This is a genomic window from Vibrio sp. OPT41 (genome assembly GCF_015163595.1).
Taxonomy (GTDB): Bacteria; Pseudomonadota; Gammaproteobacteria; order Enterobacterales; family Vibrionaceae; genus Vibrio; species Vibrio alginolyticus.
In genome coordinates, this window is the sequence record NZ_JADDYH010000038.1 from 197,895 (window position 1) to 211,696 (window position 13,802).

Here is a 13,802-nt window from a genome sequence, read left to right on the forward strand (position 1 = left end):
TCCTAGACAAACAGATTCATCACCAGCATTGCGCCAAACGCGTTCAATACTGAGATTGCAATCATAACTGGGATGTAACGACCTTCAGTACCAATTGGCCCCATGATACGACCCATGTACTGAACTTGAGAGCCCATTAGGTAGATAGCAGGCGCTAGAATCGCAATGTGCGTACCGTTAAGGATACCTTGGTCAAATAGCGTGATTACTACGCCAACCGCGCCGCCCATCGACATCCAAGCACCGATCAATACCGCTGCTGCTTCACCCGGAAGACCAAACACCGCCATGATTGGAGAAAACACAGTGCCCATCAGATCCAGCGCGCCTGTGATTTGAAGTGCTTTGATGATAACGAACGCCATCAATACGTTAGGAACCGTAGAAGTAGTCGCAATCACCCAGCCTTTCTTTGCACCTTCGACGAAGATATCCGTCACCATTGGTTTTTTCGCTTTAACGTCACCCATTATGCCGTCTCCTCTTTTAGGTTCTCTGATTTGTTTTGGTCTTGCTTGTCTTCTTTACCTTCCGTCATGTTTAGGTAGATACGGAACAGGTTCGCACCGATGATCTTGAATGCGAACATCACCACAACCGCTAAACCAATAGAAGACGTTACCGCTAGAGAGCCGTCAGCCATCGTCAATGTGAACAGCACAGCGCCTGATGAGAAGAAGTTCACGATGGTTGCACCTGCAGTGAACTGGAACATAGTAAATACATCCGTTTCACGCTTAGTTAGGTGACCTTCATCTTTTAGCTGACGCGTCATAGCTGCACCTGCATCGGTACTTTGTAGAGAAGCAATCAGAGCCAGACCAGAGTTACCAGGGATACCCATTAGAGGACGTAGAAGAGGAGTAAGAAGCTTACGAGCAGCTTCGAGCGCACCGTAGTGCTCAAGTACGTTGATCATACCTAATGCGAACATAACGGTTGGAATCAAAGTTAGTGCGAAAATGAAACCGTCACGAGCACCGCTACCACCAGTACCGCGGAAAGAGGTAGTCGCAGCTTGAACCGCGCCATCCGCACCTTCCGTTACGCCGTAAGCCACTTTACCGAAAGAGCCATTAAGCGTTGTAAAGTCGAATACACCGTACCATTCGTTGGATTGCATCAGACCAGAAAAGAACACAACCGCAAACGCGAGTGCAATGTAACACCCGATCGTCACCTTGCGTTCAGCATGAACAGGGCTTGTCATAAATTCACCTATGTATGTGGAACAGAACGCATAGATGATCCCTTGAACGACGTGCTAGAGAGATGATCAAAATCAATCCATTTACCGAACAATCATGTCACTCAATTATGAAGTTTTATTTTATGATTTGAATCACATTTAAAAGATAATAAATATTTATGACCAAGATAAGGTAGATTTATCTAACTATCAGCAAATCTCATCCATTAACAAAACAAACCAAAATTATGAACAAGTTTGTTATTAGCCACACCTTCGACGTGCTTCATGGTTTGTTGCTTATTTGAGATTTCTTGACCAAAAATTAACAAAAGTTCCGTGTAATTTATTTTAGGGTGGTTCGGTCATTACTTAGAGACTTACTCAGGGTTTGCCTTTTGCTTCGATCACAATCCAACATCGCTCGATGGACACTTGCCCTTGTGGCTTGGGTTATCGTGATCTGTTTAAGTAAAAATGCAGGCTTCTACCAATCTTGCCCTCTGATTGGCGTGCAAGTGACAGCTGAACACGCTGCTGCGCAGCAACAAAAGAGCGAGAAAGGGCTGACTAAGCAGTGTGAATTGTCTGAAAAGCTGATTCAGGTTTCACAAAACCATCTCGACAGCTTCATTGTGCCCTTATTCCTATTTGCGTTCGTCTTGCTATCTATCACTAGCACCGACCGTAATGCTTTCCGCCATCATACCGAGCCGATACCCGACAAATATCGGGTGCACCTCAAGCTATGTGTGTTTAGAGAATAAAACCCGATTGCTCTTCTTCCCCAAATCAATTGTTTTATTTTTAATCACTTCGCGACAAAAACCGCGAAGAAAGAGAGTTTTAGGAAATATCATGAAATTCACACGCACACTATTAACTGTGGCTATCGCGCTGGTACCTCTATTTTCACACGCAGCAGAAAAAACGTCAGAAGAGAAGCTGCAAGAAATTACTCAACTACTGAAAGAAAACCCGCAGATCCTCGATTCACTGCATCAGAACCTGCAAGACTACGTCGCTTACCAAAAAACGTTTAACGCAACTTTGGATGAAGCGCGCGCCTATCTTAACGATGGCAAGCACTCTTACTTCGGTGCAGAGAACCCAGAACTGACGATCATCAACGTAACCGATTACAGCTGTCCTTTCTGTAAGCGTCTTGAAGGTGAGCTAGTGAAGGTAGAGAAAGAATATCCGCAGGTAAAAGTGCTGAACATGACGGTATCGTTCAAAGAACAGTACGAGAAGAACGGTTACAACTCGGCAAGTTACGCATTGAACGTATGGCAGAACCAACATGACAAGTACAAAGAAGTGCACGACTTGTTGGTGAAGAAGCCGGGTCCACATGATGCAAGTTCACTACAAAAAATCGCTAAGAAAACCGGCACAGAAGCACAGCTTGTCGACGACAAAGAGACCAAAGCGTTGTTGGATAAAAACTACGAGTACTTCACTCGCTTAGGTCTACGAGGCACACCAGCGATCATCATTAATGACCAAGTCATTCCGGGTTATGTACCTTTCGAAGAGCTTGAGAAAGTCATCGACCAAGAGCTAAAGAAATAACTATCGAAATAGATAGTTATTAGGGTCTGTTGACCTTTCGCGGTTAAATTTTGTTCGAGATAAAATCGTTTTAGGCGAGGCAAGGAGTATGTCGCCTAGTCACTCTAAGCAAGTGCGCCTTAACAAAGCATAAAACGATTTTAGCCGAACCCTTTGGGCAGTGTTTGTTGGTCATTTCTACTGCGTTATCGACTTCTTATGTAGGCTAGCTACATAGCAAAGTCTCTGTCTTGTATAAATACCCAACAATTCGCTGCAAAAATCAGCTCGAAAGGTCCACAGACCCTAGAATAGATAAGTAAACATCAAAAACAACAAAGCCCTTCCCTGAGAACTCAAGAAAGGGCTTTTTCTATCTAGGCTTAAAACAAAGTTCTAACTACTTGTCACGCCCCACAAACGCCACAACGACTTTGTCATTGCCAAGCGAGCGAGAGAACACGTATGCGCCTTCTTGTTCAATCACGTGATGCTGACCTGCACCAATCGCTGGATGCGCTTTCCGGAACTGACCAAGGGTTTGCCAATGCTTGAGCAGCGCTTGCTTCTCATCCGATAGCTTCCATACCATGTCAGAGCGTGTGCCTTGGTGGAAATCGTCCGCGTAAGGACCAATGTTACGACCCACTTCGTCACCGTAGTAAACCTGAACAGCACCAGGGCTTAGAAGCAGTGCATTCGCTGCGTTACGCTGCATGCCGTAATCTTTGAAGCGAGAAAAGAACAACTCCGTATCGTGAGAAGACATGTAGCTCACAGGGTTAAAGTCTTTCTCATTGGCGATAGTATCTGCATAGCTTTGGTAGGTGTCTGCCATTTGGCTGAAACACGCCGCGCCTTTGTCTAACTTCTTCTGCATGTCGAAGTTAATCAACGCATCAAAGCCATCGTCAAAGTAAGGGCTGCGATAAGCGGTATGTCCCCATACTTCACCCATCATCCAGAATGGCTGACCTGACTTACCGTTCTCTTTACGCCACTGCTCAAGACTGCTTGAAGCCTCTTCTTTCAAGCGTTTCCACACATCGCCTTCAACGTGCTTCACCGTATCGACACGGTAGCCATCAATACCAAAGCGCTTCACCCAATCAGTTTGCCACTCAATCAAGTAATCCGAGACGGTGTAATTGTCACGCGCCTCTACGCGAGTACCAGGGTTATCCAATAGCCACTGCGCAGGCTTCACGGCTTTGTCTGATTCGGTAATAAAATCAGGCAAACCCGCCAATGACATAGTGATATCACTGCTGCCCGGAGCTGGGTATCCCGGTAGACCTGTTCTTATCCAGTCACCGCCCCACCATTTCGCCCAGTTTGGACTCTGGTAATCAATATTCTGGTGGTAGCTATGCCAATTTTCACCCGCTTTTGGTTGCCAATCCCCCCACTTCTTAGGTAGTTCAGCGTTTGGTTTTAACACCTCAATACCATCAAATTGCAAATCGGCTAACGTTGAGTAACCAGTGTGGTTGATTACTGCGTCCATCAAGACTTTAAGGCCACGTTTATGTGCCTCTTCCACCAGCTTTTTAAGATCAGCTTCGTTACCGAAGTTCTCATCAATCTTGGTAAAGTCACGCGTCCAGTAACCGTGGTAAGCGTAAAATGGGAATGAGCCGCTATCGCCGCCGCCCACAAAACCGTGTACTTGCTCAACGATTGGCGACAACCAAATTGCATCTGTACCTAGGCTCTTTATGTAATCTAGCTTTTCGATCACACCTTTTAGGTCACCACCGTGAAAGGTACCAACCTCTTCTTTACCGTCTTTCTTGCGACCATAGCTGTTATCATTGCTGGTATCGGCATTGTTGAAACGGTCGACCATCACGAAGTAAATATTGGCATTACGGTAATCAAACGGTACTGCTTCTTTGGTTTTCTTCACTGGCTCTAGTAGCACCAAACCGCCTGAGTCTTTGCTTGGCGTCAGCGATACTTGCTGATCTTTTACTTCGACCATTTGACCAGAATAGGCATCACGCAACTTGGTGCCATCGGGGAAACTGTCACCCAGCGCGATGGTGACTTCGCCGCCTTGGTAAACCTCACATTGCACTTGTGGGATTGGGCGTTTGAATTCAGTCTTGGCGGCTTTCTTAGGTTCACGCTTGAAGCGCAGTGTTTTCGCTTCCACATCAAAAGCAAAAGAGTAATCGCCAGTAAAACGGATTTTTAACGGCAGTTCTGTTGGTTTTCCGCAGTTCAGCGCGATAGTTTTGTTGAATTTGACCTTCTGGCCATCAGGCGCGACACAGTCGCCTTCAACACCCGTGATTTTGAGCGTGTATCCGTCTTTGGTTAAGGGCACAACCAAAGGCTGCTCTGCACTTAACGGAAAGTCACGGCTGTTGGTCGTGGTAGAAATGGTGATGTTTGGCTCGGCGATGGCACTTGCCGATGCAAGCAATAAGGTAGTCGTAATCAGATTCAGTTTCATCGTTCAGTCCATTGGTTGCGCATAGGCGCAGTATTCGTGTTGTAGTTTTATTCACACTAATAGTAAATGGATGAAAAACTGAGCGCATCATTCTGAAAAGCTACGCCCTAAAGCTTGTGACGCTTCACATTTTGCTTTTATGGGGGCGTAGTTCTACTTATGAGCAGGGTAAAAAGGAGTTTAAAGCTGAACGCTACCAAGGTTACGCATTTGTCTCATCGCCCAATTGACGCGGCTGATGGTGTAAGAAGTCTGAGGGTAAACTTTGATGCGATACGGATTTGGCAGCACCACCGCAAGCCTTGCTGCTTGGCGTGTTGAAAGTTGTTTAGCAGGAATACCAAAGTAGTTTTGCGCAGCGGCTTCCGCGCCATAAATACCTGGACCAAACTCCACCACATTCAAATACACTTCAAGAATGCGTTTTTTACTCCACATTGCTTCCATCAGCAGAGCAAAATAAAGCTCATACGCTTTGCGCACATAAGAGTGTGAAGGAAACAGAAACACGTTCTTTGCAGTTTGCTGAGTAATCGTGCTCGCACCGCGAGAGGGACCGCTCTCGCCAGACTCTGAGATCACTTTAAACAAGGAATCAAAATCCACTCCGTAATGGGTCGGGAACTTTTGATCTTCTGTCGCAATCACGGCCAGTTGAATGTGTTTAGAAATATCACTCAAAGGCACCCATTCATTTTGACTCTCTTCAGGAAATCCTTCAGGAGGAGAAATTATGCGGCTGATCTTCCATCCCCAAATTGGTGGATCGATGTATTTCACTATGCCAACGAGCATCACTGGTAAAAGCAAAAGCACCAATAAGATATTGAACAGAAGGGATTTAATCTTTCTCAAAGTCCGACCTAGCCTGATTTCATAAAACAATATGATGCAAGTATAGAGTATGCAGTCTGTTTATCGTTAGTGAAAACTTGGTTAAAAAAAGCCCGATTTACAATGTAAAACGGGCTTAGAATTTGATTAGACTAAATTATTTGTGCAGCTTGTAGAACACGGTTGAAAGTGGAGGCAAACGAAGCTCAAGTGATTGAGGCAGTGATTCACTTTCGACTTGTTCCGTTTTCACACTGGTCAGCACTTTAAAATCGCTTCCGCCGTATTTGCTGTCGTCCGTGTTCAGCAGCAGTTCGTATTGACCTGCATTTGGAACACCTAAACGGAAACGCTCGTGTGGTACGGGCGTAAAGTTGGTGATGATGAGAATACGCTCACCCTCTTTACTGATACGCTCGTGCGCTAGGATGCTTGCATCTGCCTCGTCTTGTAGACGCCACTCAAAACCAGCAGGAGCACAATCTTGATCGTGCATCGCCGCTTCATTTCGGTACAAGTGGTTCAAATCGCGCATCAGCTTTTGAACGCCTTGATGACGTTCGTATTCCAGCAAGAACCATTGCAACTGATCATCGTGGTTCCACTCCGCCGTTTGGCCGATTTCCGCGCCCATGAAGTTCAGCTTTTTGCCCGGTTGACCATACATATAACCGTAGTATGCACGTAGGTTTGCGGTTTGCTGCCATTCATCGCCCGGCATCTTGTTATGGATAGAGCCTTTTCCGTACACCACCTCGTCGTGAGAGAGAGACAAGACGTAGTTTTCGCTGTGCGCATAAACCAGCGGGAAGGTGATGGTATTGTGGTGGTATTTACGGTGAACAGGATCTTCTTTGATGTATGAAAGACTGTCGTGCATCCACCCCATATTCCACTTGAAGCCAAAGCCTAAACCACCCATAAAGGTTGGCGCAGACACACCCGGAAACGCCGTTGACTCTTCCGCAATCGTCATCGCATTCGGGAAGTGCTTGTACACTTCTTCGTTCATCCATTTTAAGGTTGCGATTGCGTCGTAGTTTTCGTTGCCACCATCAACGTTCGGGACCCACTGATCGTGGCTACGTGAATAATCGAGATAGAGCATCGACGCAACAGCATCGACACGAATGCCATCAATATGGAATTGTTCAAACCAGTACAGCGCATTCGAGACAAGGAAGCGACGTACATGTTCACGGCCTAAATCGTAAATGTAGGAGTTCCAATCTTGGTGCCAACCGCGACGAGGATCTGGATCATGGAACAGAGGCGTACCATCAAAGTTAGCTAAACCATGATCATCCGATGGGAAATGCGCAGGAACCCAATCCAGCACTACACCGATACCAGCTTGGTGACACGCATCCACGAAGAATTTGAAATCATCAGGTGAGCCAAAACGGCTAGTTGGTGCAAACAAGCCAACAGGTTGATAGCCCCATGAACCATAGAATGGATGCTCAGACACAGGCATCAGCTCAACGTGGGTGTAGCCCATATCCACAAGGTATGGCACCAACTGCTCCGCGAGTTCGCGGTAGTTCAGGAAATCACCGTTCTCGTCGCGCTTCCATGATCCAGCATGTAGCTCGTAAAACGATAACGCTTCATCACGCTTTTGTGTCACTGCACGGTTTTGCCATTTCGCATCTTGCCATTGGTAACGCTTGTGATCGTAGGTAATGGATGCGAACGATGGGTATTGCTCAGAGTAGAAACCCCAAGGGTCTTGTTTGTGTGGCAACCCTTCCCCATTTGGCCCTTTGAGCTCAAATTTGTATTGTACCCCCTCTTCCAAACCAGGAATGAATAGGCCCCAGATACCGTAGTCTAAGCGTTGCATTGGATGACGACGGCCATCCCATTGGTTGAAGCAACCCACAAGGCTAACAGCAGATGCATGTGGTGCATAAACAAGGAAACGCACACCAGAGATGTTTTCACCGCCACGTTCTAGCGTGACAAAGTGTGCGCCCATGTAGTGATACATGTCTTTTGGCGTATGCAGATGCTCGTACTCTTGGTAGATATTGTGGTACTGGTACGGGTCATCAATAATTTGTTCAACACCATTCCAATCGACCGCTAAACGGTAGTGGGTCAGGTGTAAATCGCGTTGCTCTTTTAAGATGAAACCGCTGTCGCCATCACGCTCAAGCGCCACGCGAGGTTCACCATTAACAAGCAGTTCAACCTTGTTTGCGCCCGGCATCCAAACTCTCAGCGAAGCTTCGTCGTCAATGAAAGGACCCAGCGCCGCAAATGGATCTGAGTAAGCCGCCTCAGCAAGCAGTTCGTATGCGCGTTCGTGTTGTTTCTTTATTTTCTTGGTTTTGGTGGTTTTCAAATCTTTCTCCCTAGAGCCAACATCCTTTTCAAGACCAGAGATCTGAATCAAACATCGGTTTCTCCACAGCCAACGTTGTGAACTCACAAAAAGACTCCGCTTCTCACGTTCGTTGCGTAAACGGCGTCAAAATACAAAAATGCCCGCTATTGTCGCGGGCATAATAACGGTACTTCATCCTAACGGATTGTGTTTTAGGAATGAGTGACCTAGACGGAACTTTCGTACCTCTGAGCTAACAAAATTGGTAATCAGCTCGTCCATCTACGCCACTCTAGGCATCTTACTTACTCGCCTGTGCACGAACTTCAGTAAGGCGTTTAGAAATACGGTTCACATCTTCACGGCTGAAGATTTCATCTAGGTTCATCGACAATTTACGACGCCAGTTTGGATACTCATCCACCGTACCAGGAATATTGACCGGTTGATCCATTTCTAGCCAGTCTTCAAGCTGAACACTAAGCAGTGCAGAGTCACCCGCGGCTACGTGCAGTTGCAGCGCTTCGCTTAGGTATGAATCCATTGGCACGTACTGAGCATCATGACCAATGCCTTCTGGCAAATAGCCATGCCAGCGAACACTGTCTAGAATGCCTTGTTTGCACTTCAAGCGATCAGCGAATAGGCCTTCCAACTGCTGCTCATCAGGGTACAGACCAATCTCACGCCCCATCTTCAAGTCATCACAGTGCCAGAAACCGCGTAGTGTTGGCATATCGTGCGTACACAGCGCAGCCATAGACTGCTCAGCGTAGTGCTTCGGAGAAATAAAGCCACCGTCGTCTTTTGATGTTTCGAAGAAGAAGACTTTGTACGAATGCACACCCGCATCACGAAGGATATCAACGATTTCATCAGGTACAGTACCCAAGTCTTCACCGATTACAGAACACTGATGACGGTGAGATTCCAACGCTAGGATTGCTAGCATATCTTCCACTGGGTAGTACAGGTATGCGCCTTCTGTCGCTTTCTCGCCTTTTGGAATCCACCAAAGGCGAAGCAGGCCAAGTACGTGGTCGATACGCAATGCACCACAATGCTTCATGTTAGCACGTAGCAATTTGATGTAAGCGTCGTAGCCAGTCGCTTCTAAAACCTGAGGGTTAAGCGGAGGCAGACCCCAGTTTTGGCCTAGTGGACCAAGTACATCTGGTGGTGCACCGATGCTTGCATCCAATACTAGCGCGCCTTCATCAGCCCATGTTTCACTACCAGAATCAGCAACACCAACCGCAAGGTCACGGTACAAACCCACAGCCATGCCTTTTTCTTCGGCTAGCGCTTGCGCTTCTTTGATTTGATCGTCTGCGATCCATTGCAGGTACATGTACAAGTGAACACGATCTTGGTTATCCTTGATGTACTTCTGAGTACCAGCTGCGTCGAATGTGCGGTATTTCTCAGGGAATACAGGCCAACCCCACATGTTTGCATCTTCTGCATGTAAATCAGCATGAAGTGCATCGAATGCAGCTTGATGTAGCAAGCTGTCGCCGCCTTTTTCAACAAAGTCCAAGAAGGCACGAGCGCGATCGGTGTTCTTGTCTAAATGGCGAGCTTTAAACTCACTGAATAGCAGCGGAAGAACGCTCATTTTTAGTTGCGAAACTTCGGTGTAATTCACCCAATGAGAGTCTCGCGCTTTTTGTAGACGTTGTTGGAACTCTGCACTACCCACTCGCTGTTGTGCTTCTGCACTTAGCGCGAATTCAGGTACAGAGCTTACGTCGATGTACATGATGTTCAACCAACGACGAGAAGACGGGCTGTATGGGCTTGCCCCTTCTGGATTCGCAGGGAACAGCGAGTGAATAGGGTTCAAGCCAATGAAGTCACCGCCACGAGAGGCAATATCACTCACCAGTTGTTTTAGGTCGCCAAAATCACCGATGCCCCAGTTATGCTGAGTACGCAGTGTGTAAAGCTGGATACTAGGACCCCATAGCTTTTTGTGTTGGTTTAGATCGTCTTGTTTGAAACACGCTTTCGGCGTAATGATCAATGACATCTCGTAAGGTGTTTTACGACGCTTACGACTGATGATCAGTTTGTGATAACCCCAAGCCAAGTTCTTTGGCAATGCAAACACTAGAGGGCCACCCTCAGCACGCTCATCACGAACAATTTGGGACTGAAGATAGCCTTCAAGTACCTCTCCTTGTTCTGTTTCTAAACGCCAGCTGAATTCACTCTCACGAGCACTCGTACCTAGGTTTAGTTCCACTTCGACTGGTTCGCCGTCGCGTAAAACAAGAACAGGGGCTAGTACGTCTTTTTTATGTTTCTTTTCAGCAGAAGCCAGTAGTTTTTCATCACTGCTAGTATCGTAGCCAAGCGAAGCGAGCAAGCGGCGTAGCGTCTCCTCAGACACTTTAGCCTCATCTCCCCAAGCACTGACATAGCTATCAGCCAATCTCGCCATTTCCGCGACTTTCTTTAATGCTGTTTGTTCTTTCATCGCTTTCTCCGAAGGTAATACCAACACCTTCCATGTAGGGTTTTATTGTTATCAATAACTTCTTTTGGAAAATGACCAAAGGTAGCGCTTGGCTACCTTGGTCTTAACTAGGTTCTATTAGCGTTTCACCGCTTCAAGTTTCCAGATATTGTTCACGTAGTCTCGGATTGAGCGGTCTGACGTGAACTTGCCAACAAGGGCGGTATTAAGAATGGCCTTCTTCGCCCAGCCAGCTTGATCTTTATATTGTTCGCTCATGTCTTCGTGCGCTTTCACGTAAGATGCAAAGTCCGCAAGACATAAGTACGGGTCACCGCCGTCTAGTAGGCTGTCGTATGTGGCACGCAGTAAGCCCGGTTGACCTGGAGTGAATTCTTCACCCAGTAGTAGGTCCATGGACGCTTTGAGTAAGTGATCCGCATTGTAGTAATCAAATGGGTTATAACCTTGAGCTTTCAGCGCTTTCACACCTTCAACATCTAGACCGAAGATATAGATGTTCTCATCGCCTACTTCCTCACGAATCTCAACGTTTGCACCATCCATTGTACCGATAGTTAGCGCACCGTTTAGCGCCATCTTCATGTTACCTGTACCTGATGCTTCTTTACCCGCTAGCGAGATTTGTTGAGAAACGTCAGCCGCAGGGATAATGATTTCAGCCATGCTCACGCGGTAGTCAGGGATGAATACCACTTTCAGCTTGTTACCGATGCGAGGATCGTTGTTCACCTTGTCTGCAATCTTGTTGATTGCGAAGATGATTTCTTTCGCTAGGTGGTAACCCGGTGCTGCTTTTGCTGCGAAGAACACAACGCGTGGCGTACACTCAAAACCTGGTTCATTAAGAATACGGTGGTACAGAGACAGTACGTGTAGCAAGTCTAGATGCTGACGTTTGTACTCGTGCAGACGCTTGATTTGAACATCGAAGATTGCATTAGTATCGAGCTCGATACCCATGTTCTCTTTCACCCAAGTTGCTAGGCGTTCTTTGTTCTCTTTCTTCACTGCCATGAATTCTTTTTGGAATGTCGCGTCAGTAGCGTACTTCGCAATACCTTCAAGTTGCTCTAGTTTCGCTGGCCATTCTGGGCCGACTTTCTCAGTGATAAGCTGAGACAGACCTGGGTTACAGAACTTCAACCAGCGACGTGGCGTAATACCGTTCGTTACGTTGTGTAGACGTGTCGGGTACATTTCGTGGAACTCTGGGAATAGGTCTTTCTTAACCAATTCAGAGTGAAGTGCTGCTACACCGTTTACTGCGTAAGAGCCGATTACACATAGGTTTGCCATGCGAACCATGCGGTGGAAACCTTCTTCGATGATAGAAAGCTTCTGTTGTTTCGCGACATCACCCGGCCACATTGCACGTACGTCTTGTAGGAAGCGGTGGTTGATCTCGTAAATGATCTCCATGTGACGTGGTAGCAGGTGCTGGATTAGCGACTCTGGCCATGTCTCTAGTGCTTCTGGAAGTAGCGTGTGGTTGGTGTAAGCAAATGTCTTAGAGCTGATTTCCCAAGCCGCTTCCCAAGCTAAACCTTTTTCATCCATCAGGATGCGCATTAGTTCAGGAATCGCAATCGTTGGGTGTGTATCGTTAAGCTGGATAGTCTCTTGCTTAGGTAGATCCGCTAGCGAGTAGCCCGCAGCTTCGTGGCGACGTAGGATGTCACGTACAGACGCTGCTGAGTGGAAGTACTGCTGCATTAGACGCAGTGTTTTACCTTTCTCGTGGTTGTCATTCGGGTAAAGCACTTTAGTGATGTTACCTGCGTCGATCAGTGCGTGCTGAGCTTCGAAGTAATCACCATTGTTAAAGCTTGCTAGTGAGAATGGTGCAATCGCCTGACATTCCCAAAGACGTAGCGGGTAAACCGTGTCTGATTCGTAACCCACAATTGGAAGATCCCAAGGCATTGCTCTTACTGTCATGCCTGGTACCCATTTGCGGACTTCTTTACCGTTCTCGTTAATCACTTCAACGTGACCGTAAAAACCGATCTCTTGCGCAAGTTCTGGACGCGCAATTTCCCAAGGGTAGCCTTCTACACCGCGCCATGCGTCAGGTGCTTCTTGCTGGCGACCATCTTTGAATGACTGTTTAAATAGACCGTATTCGTAATGTAAACCATAGCCGACAGTTGGGAATTCTTGTGCCGCACATGAATCCATGAAACACGCAGCCAGACGACCAAGGCCACCGTTACCCAATGATGGGTCGCGCTCTTCTTCTAGCAGATCAGTTAGGTTGTAACCCAGTTCAGCCATTGCTTCTGTTACTTGTTCATACAGACCCATGCTGATTAGGTTGTTACCCGTCAAACGACCGATAAGGAATTCTAGCGAAAGGTAGTTAACGCTCTTCGCACTTTTAATGCGTGGATCTTCTTCTGTCGCAAGCAAATCTAGAGTAGTAAATTCAGCCAGAGCATGCCCCATTGCTAGGTACCATGCGCGGCTGTCTGCGTTTTCAATCGTATGAGCGTAAGTTACAGATAGGTGTTTCTTTACGCTTTCTTGGAACGACTTCTTGTCAAATTGTTTTTGTTGAGTAGGTTTCATTACGAAATTCTCACGTCTTTTGGTAATTCATCTGCCATACATCGTGCATTTACCTCTGTGAATAAACATCCTCCTAATTCTCATCCTTTGAAGGAGGAGGGCTGAGGGCGTAGAGGGGGTACCATTGCTAGGTTAGTGATCCAAATCTCAACAAAGTGAACTTTGCACCAGTTCTTAGTGATTTTGATCACAATGGAATGTGAGAAAGGTTAAAACCCGTTCATGACGCTTTTTATAGTCCACTCATCTGATGATGTGAAAATTGTAATATCGGTCACATTAACTCGGTCAGCGTAGAAGAACTTTTCGTAATCTATGTGCAACGCGATCTTAACGCTAACGAAACAAACGATATTTAAGTGACGGCAATCACAAATAA

Annotated in this window: 9 protein-coding genes; 2 read left to right on the top strand and 7 right to left on the bottom strand. The window is 46.7% G+C overall.

What is annotated here, in order from left to right; translation table 11 throughout:
* Nucleotides 1-2: 2 nt before the first annotated feature.
* Both IQP38_RS17055 and IQP38_RS17060 read right to left on the bottom strand, forming a co-directional pair.
* Entirely contained in the window at nucleotides 3-470 is a 468-nt protein-coding gene (locus IQP38_RS17055; RefSeq protein WP_005374849.1) for a YjiG family protein, read from the bottom strand.
* Nucleotides 470-1,210 (bottom strand): nucleoside recognition domain-containing protein, encoded by a 741-nt coding sequence (locus IQP38_RS17060; protein WP_005437881.1) that lies wholly within the window; start codon nucleotides 1,208-1,210, stop codon nucleotides 470-472. Before IQP38_RS17060 ends, IQP38_RS17055 begins: the two co-directional genes overlap by 1 nt.
* 422 nt (nucleotides 1,211-1,632) lie before the next feature.
* On the opposite strand from IQP38_RS17060, the gene IQP38_RS17065 reads away from it, so the two are divergent.
* Both IQP38_RS17065 and IQP38_RS17070 read left to right on the top strand, forming a co-directional pair.
* On the top strand, nucleotides 1,633-1,956 hold the full coding sequence (locus tag IQP38_RS17065; RefSeq protein WP_038894554.1) for a hypothetical protein: 324 nt from the start codon (nucleotides 1,633-1,635) through the stop codon (nucleotides 1,954-1,956).
* 91 nt (nucleotides 1,957-2,047) lie between these two features.
* Nucleotides 2,048-2,764 (top strand): DsbA family protein, encoded by a 717-nt coding sequence (locus IQP38_RS17070; protein WP_020195400.1) that lies wholly within the window; start codon nucleotides 2,048-2,050, stop codon nucleotides 2,762-2,764.
* A gap of 379 nt (nucleotides 2,765-3,143) precedes the next feature.
* Here the strand turns inward: IQP38_RS17070 and IQP38_RS17075 are convergent, their stop codons facing one another.
* From IQP38_RS17075 to IQP38_RS17095, 5 genes are all read right to left on the bottom strand, one after another.
* The gene (locus tag IQP38_RS17075) at nucleotides 3,144-5,204 is read right to left on the bottom strand and encodes an alpha-amylase (protein ID WP_193837787.1); all 2,061 of its coding nucleotides are present in this window, start codon (nucleotides 5,202-5,204) and stop codon (nucleotides 3,144-3,146) included.
* A gap of 180 nt (nucleotides 5,205-5,384) precedes the next feature.
* Nucleotides 5,385-6,059 carry a monofunctional biosynthetic peptidoglycan transglycosylase gene (gene mtgA, locus IQP38_RS17080; RefSeq protein WP_031778873.1) on the bottom strand — a complete coding sequence of 225 codons (675 nt, stop codon included), beginning with the start codon at nucleotides 6,057-6,059 and terminating at the stop codon, nucleotides 5,385-5,387.
* A gap of 136 nt (nucleotides 6,060-6,195) precedes the next feature.
* Entirely contained in the window at nucleotides 6,196-8,388 is a 2,193-nt protein-coding gene (gene glgB, locus IQP38_RS17085) for a 1,4-alpha-glucan branching protein GlgB (RefSeq protein WP_416222590.1), read from the bottom strand.
* A gap of 283 nt (nucleotides 8,389-8,671) precedes the next feature.
* Nucleotides 8,672-10,852, bottom strand: a complete 2,181-nt coding sequence (malQ, locus tag IQP38_RS17090; RefSeq protein ID WP_005374838.1) for a 4-alpha-glucanotransferase — start codon at nucleotides 10,850-10,852, stop codon at nucleotides 8,672-8,674.
* Between the two features lie 117 nt (nucleotides 10,853-10,969).
* Complete coding sequence (locus tag IQP38_RS17095) at nucleotides 10,970-13,423, bottom strand: glycogen/starch/alpha-glucan phosphorylase (protein WP_005374836.1); 2,454 nt, start codon at nucleotides 13,421-13,423, stop codon at nucleotides 10,970-10,972.
* Nucleotides 13,424-13,802: the final 379 nt, after the last annotated feature.

Excerpts from the sequence above, each read along its gene's own strand:
- malQ (WP_005374838.1), bottom strand. The coding sequence starts at position 10,852 with ATGAAAGAACAAACAGCATTAAAGAAAGTCGCGGAAATGGCGAGATTG.
- IQP38_RS17095 (WP_005374836.1), bottom strand. The coding sequence starts at position 13,423 with ATGAAACCTACTCAACAAAAACAATTTGACAAGAAGTCGTTCCAAGAA.
- IQP38_RS17075 (WP_193837787.1), bottom strand. The coding sequence starts at position 5,204 with ATGAAACTGAATCTGATTACGACTACCTTATTGCTTGCATCGGCAAGT.
- IQP38_RS17070 (WP_020195400.1), top strand. The coding sequence starts at position 2,048 with ATGAAATTCACACGCACACTATTAACTGTGGCTATCGCGCTGGTACCT.
- IQP38_RS17055 (WP_005374849.1), bottom strand. The coding sequence starts at position 470 with ATGGGTGACGTTAAAGCGAAAAAACCAATGGTGACGGATATCTTCGTC.
- IQP38_RS17060 (WP_005437881.1), bottom strand. The coding sequence starts at position 1,210 with ATGACAAGCCCTGTTCATGCTGAACGCAAGGTGACGATCGGGTGTTAC.